The sequence below is a fragment of the Streptomyces erythrochromogenes genome (genome assembly GCF_036170895.1).
In the GTDB taxonomy this organism is placed as follows: domain Bacteria; phylum Actinomycetota; class Actinomycetes; order Streptomycetales; family Streptomycetaceae; genus Streptomyces; species Streptomyces erythrochromogenes.
Window position 1 is genome coordinate 2133573 of the sequence record NZ_CP108036.1, and the last position, 13893, is coordinate 2147465.

10 protein-coding genes and 1 pseudogene are annotated in these 13893 nt (G+C 72.9%); 5 read left to right on the plus strand and 6 right to left on the minus strand.

Annotated elements, in window-relative coordinates; all coding sequences use genetic code 11:
• Positions 1 to 147: 147 nt before the first annotated feature.
• A pseudogene (locus OHA91_RS09785) lies at positions 148 to 696 on the minus strand (glycosyltransferase family 2 protein); the annotation flags it as partial.
• 162 nt (positions 697 to 858) lie between these two features.
• Between OHA91_RS09785 and OHA91_RS09790 the strand changes: the two are divergent.
• The 3 genes from OHA91_RS09790 to OHA91_RS09800 are packed head-to-tail and all read left to right on the plus strand — an operon-like array spanning position 859 to position 3538.
• The gene (locus tag OHA91_RS09790) at positions 859 to 2307 is read left to right on the plus strand and encodes a cytochrome P450 (RefSeq protein WP_328739069.1); all 1449 of its coding nucleotides are present in this window, start codon (positions 859 to 861) and stop codon (positions 2305 to 2307) included.
• A 24-nt stretch (positions 2308 to 2331) separates the two neighbouring features.
• On the plus strand, positions 2332 to 3042 hold the full coding sequence (locus OHA91_RS09795; protein WP_328739070.1) for a hypothetical protein: 711 nt from the start codon (positions 2332 to 2334) through the stop codon (positions 3040 to 3042).
• Positions 3026 to 3538: an FBP domain-containing protein gene (locus tag OHA91_RS09800; protein ID WP_031151113.1), complete on the plus strand. Its 513-nt coding sequence runs from the start codon at positions 3026 to 3028 to the stop codon at positions 3536 to 3538. Before OHA91_RS09795 ends, OHA91_RS09800 begins: the two co-directional genes overlap by 17 nt.
• A 32-nt stretch (positions 3539 to 3570) precedes the next feature.
• Here OHA91_RS09800 and OHA91_RS09805 read toward each other — a convergent pair whose 3' ends face one another.
• Positions 3571 to 5133: an MFS transporter gene (locus OHA91_RS09805; RefSeq protein WP_266492651.1), complete on the minus strand. Its 1563-nt coding sequence runs from the start codon at positions 5131 to 5133 to the stop codon at positions 3571 to 3573.
• Between the two features lie 83 nt (positions 5134 to 5216).
• Between OHA91_RS09805 and OHA91_RS09810 the strand changes: the two genes are divergently transcribed.
• Complete coding sequence (locus tag OHA91_RS09810) at positions 5217 to 7268, plus strand: S9 family peptidase (RefSeq protein WP_328739072.1); 2052 nt, start codon at positions 5217 to 5219, stop codon at positions 7266 to 7268.
• A gap of 90 nt (positions 7269 to 7358) precedes the next feature.
• Here the strand turns inward: OHA91_RS09810 and OHA91_RS09815 are convergent, their stop codons facing one another.
• A complete protein-coding gene (locus tag OHA91_RS09815) occupies positions 7359 to 10106 on the minus strand; it encodes a M4 family metallopeptidase (RefSeq protein WP_328739073.1) in 2748 nt (915 codons plus the stop codon).
• A 257-nt stretch (positions 10107 to 10363) separates the two neighbouring features.
• Between OHA91_RS09815 and OHA91_RS09820 the strand changes: the two genes are divergently transcribed.
• Positions 10364 to 11356 carry a hypothetical protein gene (locus OHA91_RS09820; protein WP_266492644.1) on the plus strand — a complete coding sequence of 331 codons (993 nt, stop codon included), beginning with the start codon at positions 10364 to 10366 and terminating at the stop codon, positions 11354 to 11356.
• 76 nt (positions 11357 to 11432) lie between these two features.
• On the opposite strand, the gene OHA91_RS09825 is transcribed toward OHA91_RS09820, so the two are convergent.
• The 3 genes from OHA91_RS09825 to OHA91_RS09835 form a co-directional block, all read right to left on the minus strand.
• The gene (locus OHA91_RS09825; protein WP_266492641.1) at positions 11433 to 11765 is read right to left on the minus strand and encodes a hypothetical protein; all 333 of its coding nucleotides are present in this window, start codon (positions 11763 to 11765) and stop codon (positions 11433 to 11435) included.
• 121 nt (positions 11766 to 11886) lie between these two features.
• Entirely contained in the window at positions 11887 to 12891 is a 1005-nt protein-coding gene (locus tag OHA91_RS09830; protein WP_031151101.1) for an ABC transporter ATP-binding protein, read from the minus strand.
• Positions 12888 to 13886, minus strand: a complete 999-nt coding sequence (locus tag OHA91_RS09835; protein ID WP_031151099.1) for an ABC transporter ATP-binding protein — start codon at positions 13884 to 13886, stop codon at positions 12888 to 12890. Before OHA91_RS09835 ends, OHA91_RS09830 begins: the two co-directional genes overlap by 4 nt.
• Between the last annotated feature and the right edge of the window lie 7 nt (positions 13887 to 13893).

Below are 13893 nucleotides of genomic sequence, written 5' to 3' on the forward strand. Positions count from 1 at the left end.
CGCAGATCGCCGATGACTGTACGTCGGCTCACTCTCCACCCCTCGCCTCACCTGGTCACACATCACACACACCGTGTGCTCGGCCGGTTAACGAGGCTGGGACGCAGAAGGCAACGCCATAGACACACATCAACTACACATGGCGGGCAGGGAAGTTAACTCGTGGGTGAAGAAGAACGCGTCCGGCCAGCCGCCCGTCTGTTCCAGCATCTCCATCGACAGGGCGTGGGCGCCGCCGAGGAACGTCGTGACCAGGCCCCGCCGCATCGGGTCCGTCGCGCGCAGGCGCGGGACGTGGCGGCGCTGGGTCCCGCCCGCCTCGTCGGCGATCCGGAAGCCGACGATGCCCAGGCGTGCCCCGGGCCGCGTCTCGTACAGGTCGGCGGTACGGCGGACGACGTCGGTGTCGACGAGGAGCCCGTCGTCGTCGAGGTCCACGAGTACGTCGACGTCCCCGTACTCCCGCAGCCGCCGCCAGGCGACGTTGCGGCCGCCGGAGACGCCGAGGTTCTCCGCCAGCTCCACGCCGACGACGCCGTCCGGCAGGCCGGGCAGCGCGCAGCCGTTGCCGACCACGACGATCCGGGCCGCGGGCTCGTCCTGCGCGGCGACCGAGTCCAGCAGAGCCCGCAGCTCGGGCATCCGGTCGCCCATCGTCAGCACGGCCACGCCCACCCGCGGTCGGGCCACACCCATCACGTCCCTCCGGCACCAGGCCACCCGCCCCGCGAGCCTACCGCCGCCCGGCCCCGGCCCCTCCCGGCCCGATTCGGCCCGATGGGGCACGCGGTCTCGCCAGGAGCGGAGGCGGGGCGGCAGAATCGGGCTCCGGCAGGGAACGAGGGGACGGGCATCGGCATGGCATTCGGCAGGAACGCAGGCGGCGTCGACTTGGGTACGGAGGTTCCCGTACTCCCCGGGGCACCGCTGCTCGGATCGCTCCACGACCTGAAGTCGGACTCCCTCGGCACCTATCTGCGGGCACAGCAGCGGCGCGGTGACGTCGTACGGGTCTCGGCCGGGCCGCCCGGGATGCGGGCCGATCTGTACTGCGTGTTCTCCCCCGAGGGCGTCCAGCAGGTACTCGCCTCGCAGGCGGCCAACTTCCGCAAGGACAACGCCTTCTACCAGGAGGTCCGGGAGTCCTTCGGCAACGGCCTGCTGACCAGCCAGGACGAGGACTACCTGCGCCAGCGCCGCCTCGTGCAGCCGCTGTTCACGCGGCGCCGGGTGGACGGGTACGCCGGGGCCGTCGCCGCCGAGACCGCGTCGGTCGTCGCCGCGTGGGAGGAGGCGGTGGACGGTGTCGTCGACGTCTCCGACGAGATGACGCACCTCGCGCTGCGGGCGGTCGCCCGGATCCTCTTCGGCACCGACGTCGAGGCCACCGCCGACGTGGTGGCCCGCTGCTTCCCGGTGATCACGGACTACGTGCTGCGCCGCGGGTACTCCCCCGCCAACGTCCCGCGCCACTGGCCGACCCCGGGCAACAGGCGGGCAGCCGCCGCGATGGACGAGCTGTACGGGGTCTGCGACCAGATCATCGGGCAGCGTCGGCGGGCCGGCGCGGACGCCCCGGGCGAAGACGCCGCCGAAGACGCGTCCGCCGGGGTCGCTTGCGCCGAGGACGCCTCCGGTGAGGACCTGCTGACGCTGCTGGCCGCCGCCCGGAGTTCGGACGACGGGGAGTTCGACGCCGCCGAACTCCGCGACCAGGTGCTGATCTTCCTGCTCGCCGGGCACGAGACGACCGCCACCTCCCTCTGCTTCGCCCTGCACCTGCTGTCCCGCCACCCCGAGCAGCAGGACCGGGCCCGCGAGGAGATCACCCGCGTCCTGGGCGGCCGGACGCCGCAGGCCTCCGACCTGGACCGGCTCCCGTACCTCTCGCAGGTGGTCAAGGAGGCCATGCGGCTGTACCCGGCGGCCCCGGTCATCGGCCGCAAGGCCGTCGCCGCCACCCGGATCGGCGAGCACGCCATCCCCGCGGGCGCGGACGTGATCCTGGCTCCCTGGGTGACGCACCGCCACCCGGAGCACTGGCCCGACCCGGACCGCTTCGACCCGGAGCGCTTCACCCCGGAGGCGGAGGCCGGGCGGCCGCGCTACGCGTGGTTCCCCTTCGGCGGCGGCCCGCGCGCCTGCATCGGGCAGCACTTCTCGATGCTGGAGTCGGTGGTCGCCCTGGCGATGATCCTTCGGGCGTACTCGTTCGAGGCGGTGGACACGGAGATCCCGGTCGGCGCGGGAATCACCCTGCGGACGGAGGGTCCGGCGCGCTGCCGGGTCCGTCGCTTGGACCGGTAGCGGCCGCCCGGCCATCATGGCCGGATGGACGAGGAGATTCCGGGCCGTCTGTCCCCGTACGCACGCAGGCCGAAGCGCGCGTTGCTGCCCGGGTCGCCCGCCCCGCTGCCGCTGCGGCGCCGGATCGGCGGCTTCTTCCTCTTCCGGTTCCTGACCGCGCTGCCCGACGACCTCGCCGACGCCGTGGCCGCGCTGCTCGATCCCTTCGAACGGGCCGCCCGCCTGGCCGGCCGGCTCGTCCACGGGCCGGCCCTGCGCGGCGGCCGGACGAGCGCGGCCCGCCGCTTCGCCCTGGCCCTGCACGGCTTCCACTGGACGCACTGGCAGGCCGAGACCGACGGGCCCGAGGCCATGTTCACCGCCCGGCGCGGCGACGGCCCGGGGGCCGCGGGCACGGTCACCGCCCGGCCGCCCTGGGGCCGCGGCGACCCGGGCCGCGGGGCGCACACCGCCGTCTGCTCCCTGCGCCGCGTACCCCGGCTGCGCCGCAGGCCGGTCAGGGTGGACCTGGTCTTCGCCGACGGCTCGTGGCTCGCCCTGCGGCTGAACACCCGGGCCGACGCCGCCCGGCTGCGCGCCGCGCTCGGGCCCGCGCGGAGTACGGCCGTACCGGGCACGGCATCGTCACCTCACAGGCACCGGCACCGGCTTTCCCACCCGAGCCCGAGCCCGATATCGGGGTGCGGGCCGGCGGGGGCACCCCATAGGGTCGATGCCCGTGGAACCACTCAGTGAGAAACAGATCCGTGCGTCCTTCGTGAACTGCACCAAGGGCGAGGCGGCGCGCATGCGCCTGCCCCTCGACTTCGCCGAGCTGCCCTGGGAGGACCTGGACTTCCTGGGCTGGGTGGACCCGGGCGCACCGCTGCGCGCCCATGTCGTGCTGCCCCGGGAAGAGGGCCCGCTGGGGATCTCCCTGCGCGTGCCGTCCGTGGGCCGCACCAGCGCGGTGAAGTCCAGCCTGTGCCAGATCTGCCTGACGGGCCACGCCTCCTCCGGCGTCACCCTGCTCGCCGCGCCGCTGGCGGGCGCCCGCGGCCGCGAGGGGAACACGGTCGGCACGTACATCTGCGCGGACCTGGCCTGCTCCCTGTACGTGCGCGGCAAGCGGCAGCCGAAGCTGCGCGCCGGCCGGCAGGAGGAGTCGCTGACCGTGGACGAGCGCCTCGCGCGCCTGGAGGCCAACCTGAACGGCTTCGTGTCCCGCGTCACCGGGGTCACGGTCGCCTGAACCGCCCGCACCCCTACCCGGCGGCCGAAGGCTCAGATACGGTCGGCCGCCGGCTGGTGGTTGCCCTGGAGGCGTTCGAGGTCGGAGGGGCGGACCTGGATGACGAACAGCGCGATCGCCGCCCCGACCAGGGTGAACAGGGCCGCCACGACGAAGGCCGTGCTGATGCCCGAGGTCAGGACCAGGTCGCCCCACGGCTTCGGGAGCTGCCCGGTGCGTTCGAAGAAGGCCTTCTGCACGGGGCCCGCCGTGGCGAGGAAGTCCGGCACCTGCTCCTTGGCCTCGTTGCGGCTGGCCGTGCCGTAGACGGTCACCAGGATCGACAGGCCGAGCGAGCCGCCCACCTGCTGCATCGTGTTCAGCAGTCCGGATGCCGCTCCCGACTCCCGGTCGGGGACGTTGGACAGGGCCATCAGCGTCAGCGAGACGAACTGCAGGCCCATGCCGAGGGCGAAGAACAGCATCGGGCCGAGGATGCTGCCGAGGTAGGTGGAGTGGACGTCGATCTGGGTCAGCCAGGCCAGTCCGATCGCCGATGACAACGCGCCGCAGACCATGAACGGTTTGGGCCCGAACTTCGGCAGGAGTTTCGCGGTGAGGCCCGCGCCCACCGCGATCACCACGCTGACGGGCAGGAAGGCGAGGCCGGCCTGGATCGGGCTGAAGCCGAGCACGATCTGCACGAAGAGGGTCAGGAAGAAGAACATGCCGAAGATCGCGCAGGCGAGCATGAGCATGATCCCGTAGGTCCCGGCCCGGTTGCGGTCGGCGAACATGTGCAGCGGGGTGATCGGCTGCGGCGAGCGCCGCTCGTTGAGGACGAACAGCGTCAGCAGGACGACCGCGGTGCCGAAGGAGGCGAGCGTCACCGGGTCGCGCCAGCCCTCCTGGGAGGCACGGATGAAGCCGTAGACGAGCGCGACCATGCCCAGGGTGGACAGCAGCGCGCCCGCGAAGTCGAAGTGTCCGGGGTGGCGTTCGGACTCGCGCAGGACCTTCGAGGCCAGTACGGCGATCACCAGCGCGATGGGGACGTTGACGAAGAGGACCCAGCGCCAGTCGAGCCACTCGACGAGGATGCCGCCCGCGAGGAGTCCGATCGCGCCGCCGGCCGCCGAGACCCCGGCGAACACGCCGAACGCCCGGTTGCGGGCAGGGCCTTCGCGGAAGGTGGTGGTGATCAGCGCGAGGGAGGTCGGTGAGGCGATGGCGCCGCCGACGCCCTGGAGGGCTCGTGCGGCCATCAACTGGCCCTCGTTCTGGGCGAGCCCGCCGAGGAGCGAGGCCAGGCCGAAGAGCAGGACGCCGAAGATGAAGACGCGTTTGCGGCCGAGGATGTCGCCGGTGCGGCCGCCGAGGAGCAGCAGGCCGCCGAAGGCGAGGGTGTAGGCGTTGACGACCCAGGAGAGGCTCTCGGTCGAGAAGTTCAGCGCGGTCTGGATGTGCGGCAGGGCGATGTTCACGATCGTGATGTCGAGAACCACCATGAGTTGGCAGGACGCGATGACGAACAGGGCGAGTCCGTTGCCGCTTCCTCGGACCGTGCCGTCCTTGCCGTCGGTCCGTTTGCTGCTCGGCGTTGCGTTCGGGTCCACCCTCCCGACGCTAAGCCCGCGCCCCTGGGGTCACCACTCGAACGGCCTAGTGCCGGTGACATTTCACATGTCACACTACGATCATGGATGACTTCCTCAGGCTCTCCGCGAGCACGGCCCGATTCACCCACGGCGCCCCGCGGGCACTGTCCTTCGGGGACGACGGCCGCCTGCTCTGGTTCCTCCGGTCGACCGGACCCACCGACGCTTTCGACAGCCTCTGGGTGCTCGATACCAGCACCGGCGCAGAGATCCGGCTTGCCGATCCCCGCGAGCTGTGCCCCGAGCCCGGCCCCCTGCCCACCGCCGAGCGGCGGCTGCGCGAGCGGACCCGGCTCGTCGCCGCCGGGATCGGCTCCTACGCCCTGTCCGGCGACGGGCGCCGCGCCGCCTTCGCGCTGTACGGACGGCTCTTCGAGGTCACCGCGGACGGCGCCGGAACCCTCAGGGAGATCCCCGCCGCCGGCCCCGCGCTGGACCCGCGGCCCGACTCCGACGGCTCGCGCACCGCGTACGTCGCCGACGACGCCCTGTACGTCGCCCCGGGCGGCCGGGTCAGCCCCGACGACGGAGCCCGCTGGGGCCTGGCCGAATTCGCCGCCGCCGAGGAGCTCGGCCGCTCCCGGGGCCACTGGTGGTCCCCCGACGGGATCGCGCTGCTCGCCGCCCGCGTCGACGAATCGGCCCTGCAGCGACGGTGGTTCGCCGACCCCGCCCACCCCGAGCTGGCGGCCGAGGACTTCGCCTACCCGGAGGCGGGCGGACCCAACGCCGAGGTGCAGCTGTGGGTGCTCGGGGAGACCCGGGTACGGATCGAGTGGGACGCCGAGAGCTACCCCTACGTCTCCGACGCGGGCTGGGAGTCGGCCGAGGAGATCCTGCTGACGGTCCAGGACCGGCTCCAGCGCACGGTACTGCTGCTCTCCGCCGACCCGGCCACCGGCCGCACCCGGGAGCTGTCCCGCACCACGCACCCCCAGTGGGTGGACCCCCTGGTCCCCGGCACCCCGGCGCGCCTGCCCGACGGGCGGATGCTGACCTCGGCCGACACCCCCGGCGGGGCCGCCCGCGCCCTCGCCGTGGACGGGGTCCTCCTCACCGGAGACGACGTCCAGGTGCGCCGCGTGGCCGGGGTCCACGAAGGCCGGCTGCTGATCGAGGCCGGACTGCGCGACCCGGCCGAGCAGCAGGTGCTGCTGCTGGACACCGCCACCGGGGAGGCGACCCCGCTCGCGGACGGGCCCGGCGTCCACAACGTGACCGCCTCGGCCGGGTTCCTGCTGCTGACCTCCGCCGACGCGGGCGGCGTGCGGCGCGTCGTACGCACCCCCGACGGGCGGGAGCTGGCCCCCGCGGACCTGTCGCAGCCGCTGCCGTACCGCGTGGCGCCGGTCCTGGAGCGGGTCACCGAGCACGGCGTCCCCACCGCCCTCGTGCTGCCCCGCGGTCACGTCCCCGGCCGGAAGCTGCCCGTCCTGATGGACAGCTACGGCGGCCCCGGCGCCCAGGACATCACCGCCGACCCGCGCCGCTGGCAGCACCGCCAGTGGTGGGCCGACCAGGGCTTCGCGGTGGTGACCGTCGACAACCGCGGCACCGCGCACGTCTCGCCCGCCCACACCCACGCCATGTACCGCGGCTTCTCCGAGGTCACCCTGGACGACCAGGTCGCGGCGCTGCACGCGCTGGCCGCGCGCCACGGCGACCTCGACCTCGGCCGGGTCGGCATCCGCGGCTGGTCCTACGGCGGCTACCTGTCGGCGATGGCCGTGCTGCGCCGTCCCGACGTCTTCCACGCCGCGGCCGCCGGGGCCGCGCCGACCGACTTCCGGCACTACGACACCGCGTACACCGAGCGGTACCTGGGCCTGCCGCAGGAGCACCCGGACGTCTACGAACGGGACTCGCTGCTGCCCGACGCCCCGAAGCTGTCCCGGCCGCTGCTGCTGGTCACCGGCCTGGCCGACGACAACGTCCACCCCTCGCACACCCTGCGCCTGTCCCAGGCCCTGACGGACGCGGGCCGCCCCCACCAGCTGCTGGCCCTCCCCGGCGTCACCCACATGACCCCGGGCGGCACCCGCGAGAAGATCATGGCGCTGGAACTCGACTTCTTCCGCCGCGAACTCGCCTGAAGGTGTTACGGCACGACCTCGGCGATGACGGAAGACACATGGACGGGGCCGACGGCTGCAGCCGTCGGCCCCGTCACTCAGCAGTGAGGATCAGCAGGTACCGGCCGGGCGTTCCCGGACCACCAGGTCGGTGGAGCCGGTCGTCGCGTCCAGCCAGGCGACCTGGCGGCCGGTGCCGGCCGCCGGGTGGTTCTGCTCACCACGGTTGCAGGACACCCGTTCGCGGCGGGAGCCGTCGGTGGTCAGCTGCCACAGCTTCGGCAGCGACTCGTTGCGGTACCGCGTGTCGGGTGTCCGGGCCACCAGGGTCAGCGCGTCCTGTGAGACCGTCAGCTCGGAGGCCATGAACGCGCCCGGCTTGTGCTCGCTGCTGACGATGAAGGCGCCACGGCCGTCCAGGCCGGCGCTGACGACCGACATCAGACCGCCGTCGCTCTCGTCGCTGTCCGCCAGCCAGAACACGTTCTTGCCGTTGATGCCGGTCTGGCCCAGGCCCACCGGCTCGTCCAGCTGTTCGGTCAGGACCGCCTTGCCGGTGGCCAGGTCGACCACCTCCACGCCCAGTCGGTACGCGCCGCCCTGCGAGTACAGCTTCGCGTAGGCGATCCTGTTGTCGCTGATGGAAGGCAGTGCCGTCAGAGTGTTCCACTTCTTGCCGTCGGTGAAGACCGGCGCCTTGTCCGTGGGCCGCATGTAGCCGACGTGGCGGCCGCCGAGAACGTCGTACTCCTCGAACACGACCGTGTCCTTCTCCACCCGCAGGCCCGCGACGCCCGTCGTCGAGCTGTAGAGCGTCTTGACCGGGCCGCCCGCCACCGGACGGGAGAGCACGTCGACCGAGGTCGGGCCGTACGCCGTCCACACCACCGTTTTGCCGTCCGTAGCCGGGGCGGTGTGGTAGCGGCCGTCATTGGGGCTGATCACCTTCGGCGCCCCCTTGCCGTCAAGGCGGCCGGCGTAGACCGAGTAGGGCTCGGAGCCGTCGTCGTTGGACTTGGAGGCGGTCCACCAGCCGCCGCCCGCGCCCACCCCGGAGTCCGTGGTGTTCAGCGTCCCGAAGAGGGTGTCGCTGTCGACGCCGAGGGCCTGCTCCCAGCCCGGGACGATGCCGTGGGCGTTGAAGGACCGCTTGACGGTGTTCTGCTGGGCGGAGGTCGCGCCCAGCGCCTTGGCCGCGGCGAGCACCGCGCCCCGCGCCTCGGTGAACCCGTCGATCGGCGTCATGTACTCGGTGACGGCCTTGTAGACGATCTTGTCGGCGAGTGCCCCACCGAGGTCCTCGCGCATGTCCCACAGCGCGCCGGAGAAGATCGTCGAGTTCAGGTGAACGCCGCCGTTGTCGGTGGCGAACGACACGCCCAGGAAGCTCTTCGACGTGGTGGCCCCGTCGTTGAGGTCGCGCAGCGCGCAGTCGGCAGCGGCCTTCGTGCGGCACAGGTCCTCGCCGATCAGGCCTGCGGCCGGATCGCCCATCGGTGTGCCGCTCGCGGTCACGTCGATCGCGTTGCCGAAGTAGTCGGCCAGAGCCTCGTTCAGGGCGCCGGACTGGCCCGCGTAGACCAGGTTCGCCGTGTGCTCGATGACCCCGTGGGTCATCTCGTGGCCCACGACGTCGGTGTCGGCGGACATCGGCCTGAACTCGTCGTCGCCGTTGCCGTAGACCATCTTGGTGCCGTCCCAGAACGCGTTGGCGTAGGGCAGGCCGTAATAGGTCACCCCGACCAGGGAGTTGACCGCCCCACCGGCCCCGTCGAGGCTGTCGCGCCCGAAGTTCTTCTTGTAGAAGTCGTAGACCTGGCCCGCGTTCCAGTGGGCGTCCACGGCCCCCGATTCCGTCGCCGTCCCGCCGAAGGCGGTGGTCGGGGAGGAGAAGATCTTGATGCCCGAAGGCCACTTGCCCGACGTCTCCGACACCGACTTGCCCCGGGCGTCCCAAGTGGACAGCAGGCTCTTCGATGTGGCGCGCATCCGGCCCGCGTCCGCGAGGAGGTAGTTCCCCGCCGCAGGGTCGTAGGCGATGTCCAGCGAGGCCGCGGCGCCGCCGAGCCGGGCGCCGGAACCGGTCTCGGGGACCAGGTTCGGGGGAGCGGCGGGCGGGCCGTCCGCCGTCGCACCCTCCGCGGGCTGACCGGCCGTCCCCGTGGCGGCCTTCGGGGCCGCCAGCGTCTTCAGCGCGCTGTACTGCAGCGCCGGGTAGCCCGAGCGGGCGTCCACGTACACCTCGTCCATGACCGGCGCGCCGGTGCCGGGGGCGGTGCCGCGCACGGTGACGCGGTAGGCGAGTACCCCGCCGCCCTTGGGCAGGACGACGAGTCCCTTGGCCTCGCCGGTCATGCCGGTGGCCGCCGGATCACCCGACTCCGACCGGGGCGCCTGGCTCTTGTCGAGGGTGGCCCCCAGCCGGCGGGCCGTGGCGGCGACTGCGCGGCGGACCGCGACGTCCTCGGCGACCTGGGGGGTGACCTCGGTCTTCAGGGCCGTGAAGTAGTGCCCCGAGGTGCCGGTGACCACGCGCTTGCCGTCCTGCTTCTGCATGCGCACGACGTACTGGCCGCCCAGGACGTCGACTCCGCGGTGCTTCTGCTGCAGCCGGACCGTCTCGTCCTGGGCTCCGGTGGCCGTCGCCGACAGGGTGGCGAGATCGCTGCCCGCCCGCGGGATCTTGTAACGACTCTTGTTCGCCGCGAGGTGTTTGCGGGCCGCGTCGGCCGGGGCGGCCTTGGCGTCCACGGACTCCCGTATGCCCTCGACGAGCACCGGGGTCGCCGTGTCCCGGCCGGGCAGGACGTTCGAGGGGCCGGGGTCCGCGGCCCACGCCGGCGATGCCTGCAAGGTCATTGCGGCGGCCAGCAGAACCGCGATTCCTCCGGCGGATCGGAGCTCTTTCCGCCATATCCGTCGTGCGGTCGGGGTCGGAGCCGACGAACCTGCGCTGTACTTGGGCAAGGGGTCTCCTCAACCATGAGTGCCTGATGCATTGCTGTGAGTCGCCGCCATGCAAGCGCCGCAGGCGGCCGGCGGCCAGAGCCGAGAGCCCCTCAGAAGTGGCCATGCACAGTTGTGGGGGCCCTGTGAAGGCGGTCAAAATCCCCGGCATGATCGAAACCGACCCGCACGACCGGACTCCGGCCCGCACACAGGAAGACAGCAGGGCGACGACCCACACGGCCGCCGGCCCGGCCACCGCCCCAGTCGTCGGCTCGGCCCCCGGCTCGCCCGTCGATCCGGCCGCCGTACTGCGCATCCTCATCCAACGCCGACAGGCCCTCCTGCACCGCGAATCGGCGGAGTTGAGGTCCCTGCGCACCTACGCCGACCGGCTGGCCCACGAGCTACCGCCGACGCCCTCCTTACCCCCCGGTCCCCCGGCCGGTGTAGAGGTCCTCACCGGCACCGAAGCCGTCACGGCCCGCCTCGACACCATGCTCGACTCCGCCGAGACGGAAGTACTCGTCCTCAACCGCAGCGCGCTGACGGCGTCCCGGTCCGCGGGAGCGGGGGAGGCCGGCGATGCGGGGGAAGCGTGCGCTGACCGCATACGCCCTCTGCTGGCCCGCGGCGTCGCCGTACGGACAGTCACCGACCGGCGCGGTACCGACTTCCCCGAATGGGCCCGAGAACTGATCGCCCTCACCCGCCTCGGCCTCCAGGCCCGGATCGGACGACACCTGCCCACCGGCCTGGTCCTCGTGGACCGGCGCACCTGCCTGCTGCCCACACCGCCCTCGGACGACGGAGGAGCCGAGGGAGCGGCCCTGGTCTTCGGTGACTCCCTGCTGCACCGCGCCGCACTACCGCTGTTCGAGTCCCTGTGGGCACGCGCCACCCCCGTCGGCAGCCCCGTCAGCCCCCTCAGCGCGGAGCAGGGGGAACTCCTCGGGCTGCTCGCTTCCGGCCTGAAGGACGAGACCATCGCCCGCCGACTCGGCGTACACGTACACACCGCCCGCCGCCGGATCACCCGCATGCTGGAGGAACTCGACGCCGACACCCGCTTCCAGGCCGGAGTCCAAGCCGCCATCCGTGGCTGGCTGCAACCCCACCCCGCCGAACCCCAGGGCGCGCCCCGGCCGGCAGGGGCGACCTGACGGATGGCCAGGACCGCCGGGAGGCGACCCGCGACCGGCGCCGTGCCCTGCGCAGTCCTGCCGGCCCGCGGAGCGGTCAGGGCTGCGGGGCGAACACCATGCGCAGCAGGGCGACGGCGACCAGCACCGCCACCGGCGCGTACCACCAACGCCGCAGCCGGCCCGTGTTCACACCGGCCGCCGTCCCCGCGAGGGCCATCAGCTCCGCCACCAGCCCGAGTCCCGCCATCAGCCGCGCGGTGCCCGTTACCGTACGGTCCCAGGGCCCTTCGGAGTGGGTGAGCACCGCGCCCAGCACGAAGAACGCCGCCACCGCGTGCAGCCCCAGGAGCACGGTCGCCCACGCGGCCGTCGCCACCGGACGGCGCCGGGTGGGCGCCGGTGTTCCTTGTGTCTCCTGCTCGGTCATGCGGTGCCCCCCGTTCCGGCTCGACCCGTGGTCCTTCGCCACAGTGTCGCGCCCTCGGGGGCGGTCGGGGGACCCGGGGGCGATCGTGTCGGCCCCGGGCCCCCTCTTCCCGCGATCCCCGTCAGTCACCCGGGAAGTGGCACGCCACCTCTCGCGAGGCGGCAAGACGCAGCAGCGGGCGCTCCGTTCGGCAGATCTCCTGGGCCTTGGGGCAGCGTGGGTGGAAGGTGCAGCCCGGAGGTGGAGCGGCCGGGCTCGGCGGGTCGCCGAGCAGCACGATCCGCTCCCGCCGCCGCTCCGCCGCCGGGTCGGGCAGCGGTACGGCGGACAACAGCGCCCGGGTGTAAGGGTGCTGGGGGTTCTCGTAGAGGGACGCCTTGTCCCCGATCTCGACGATCCGGCCGAGGTACATCACGGCGACCCGGTCGCTGACCCGTTTGACCACCGACAGGTCGTGCGCGATGAACACGTAGGCGAGGCCCAGTTCCGCGCGCAGCCGCTCCATCAGGTTGACGATCTGGGCCTGGACGGAGACGTCGAGCGCGGACACCGGTTCGTCGGCGACGATCAGCCGCGGGCTGGTGGCCAGCGAGCGGGCGATGCCGATGCGCTGGGCCTGGCCGCCGGAGAACTCGTGCGGGTAGCGGTCGATGTGTTCGGGGATCAGCCCGACGAGCTCCATCAGGTCGGCGGCGCGGCGCCGGGCGTCCCCCGCGCCCATGCCCTGGACCAGCAGCGGTTCGGAGATGATCCGGGCCACGGTCTGGCGGGGGTTGAGCGAGGAGTGCGGGTCCTGGAAGACCATCTGGATGTTCTTGCGCAGCGGGCGCAGGGCCCCCTGCGACAGGCGGCTGATGTCCTCGCCCTCGAAGGCGATCCGGCCCGAGGTGGGCTCCAGCAGCCGTACGAGCATCCGTCCGGTGGTGGACTTCCCGCAGCCCGACTCCCCGACGAGGCCGAGGGTCCGGCCGGCCGCCAGGTCGAAGGAGACCCCGTCGACGGCGCGCACGGGCGCCCCCCGGCGCCCGGTCGCGGATCGTCGGCCGGGGAAGGTCATGGTGAGGTCCTGCACGGACAGCAGCGGTGCGGTGGTCCGCTTCTTCGTGTCGGCCGTGGTCCCGGTCATCGGGCCGCCTCCTCGACGGCGCGGGCCCCGGCGAAGTGGCAGGCCACGGTCCGTCCGGGGCCGTCCCCGTACGCGGCCGGCTCCGGCCGCTCGCCGGTGCAGCGTTCGGCCGCCCGGGGGCAGCGCGGTGCGAAGGCGCAGCCGGGCGCCGGTGCGAGGAGGGACGGCGGGGAGCCGGGGATGAAGGGGAGGGGTTCGTCGTCGGCGGTGTCGAGGCGGGGCAGCGAGTCGAGCAGCCCCCGGGTGTAAGGGTGGGCGGGGTCGGCGAAGAGCGCGTCGACGGGGGCCTGTTCGGCGGCGCGGCCGCCGTACATGACCAGGACCTCGTGGGCGACGCGGGCGACGACGCCCAGGTCGTGGGTGATCATTACGACGCCCAGTCCGCGTTCCTGCTGGAGTTTCGCGATCAGTTCGAGGATCTGCGCCTGCACGGTGACGTCCAGGGCGGTGGTCGGTTCGTCGGCGATCAGCAGGTCGGGTTCGCAGGCCAGCGCCATGGCGATCATCGCGCGCTGGCGCATGCCGCCGGAGAACTGGTGCGGGTACTCCCCCGCCCGGCGCGCCGGTTCCGGGATGCCGACCTCGCCGAGCATGTCGACGGCGCGCCTGCGCGCGGCGGCCCGCCCGGCCTTGAAGTGCACCCTGAAGTGCTCGGCGATCTGCTCGCCGACGGTGTAGTAGGGGTGCAGGCTGGAGAGCGGGTCCTGGAAGATCATGGCCATCCGGCGGCCGCGGACCTTCCCGAGCTCGCGCTCGCTCAGGCCGATGAGCGGCCGTCCGGCGAGCGCGACGGAGCCGCCGACCTCGACGGCGCCGCGGTGCAGTCCCATGACGGCGAGCGAGGTGACGGACTTGCCGGAGCCTGATTCGCCGACGATGCCGAGGGTGCGGCCGGCCTCGACGGTGAAGCCGACGGAGTCGACGGCCCGGACGGTGCCCCGAGGGGTGGTGAAGGTGACGCGCAGGTCGCGTACTTCGAGGAGCGGATCGGCCATCAGCGCC

What these genes read in the sequence shown, in the direction of transcription:
- OHA91_RS09830 (WP_031151101.1), bottom strand. Translation starts at nt 12,891, where the DNA reads ATGACCGGGACCACGGCCGACACGAAGAAGCGGACCACCGCACCGCTG.
- OHA91_RS09795 (WP_328739070.1), top strand. Translation starts at nt 2,332, where the DNA reads ATGGACGAGGAGATTCCGGGCCGTCTGTCCCCGTACGCACGCAGGCCG.
- OHA91_RS09810 (WP_328739072.1), top strand. Translation starts at nt 5,217, where the DNA reads ATGGATGACTTCCTCAGGCTCTCCGCGAGCACGGCCCGATTCACCCAC.
- OHA91_RS09815 (WP_328739073.1), bottom strand. Translation starts at nt 10,106, where the DNA reads ATGACCTTGCAGGCATCGCCGGCGTGGGCCGCGGACCCCGGCCCCTCG.
- OHA91_RS09820 (WP_266492644.1), top strand. Translation starts at nt 10,364, where the DNA reads ATGATCGAAACCGACCCGCACGACCGGACTCCGGCCCGCACACAGGAA.
- OHA91_RS09825 (WP_266492641.1), bottom strand. Translation starts at nt 11,765, where the DNA reads ATGACCGAGCAGGAGACACAAGGAACACCGGCGCCCACCCGGCGCCGT.
- OHA91_RS09790 (WP_328739069.1), top strand. Translation starts at nt 859, where the DNA reads ATGGCATTCGGCAGGAACGCAGGCGGCGTCGACTTGGGTACGGAGGTT.
- OHA91_RS09835 (WP_031151099.1), bottom strand. Translation starts at nt 13,886, where the DNA reads ATGGCCGATCCGCTCCTCGAAGTACGCGACCTGCGCGTCACCTTCACC.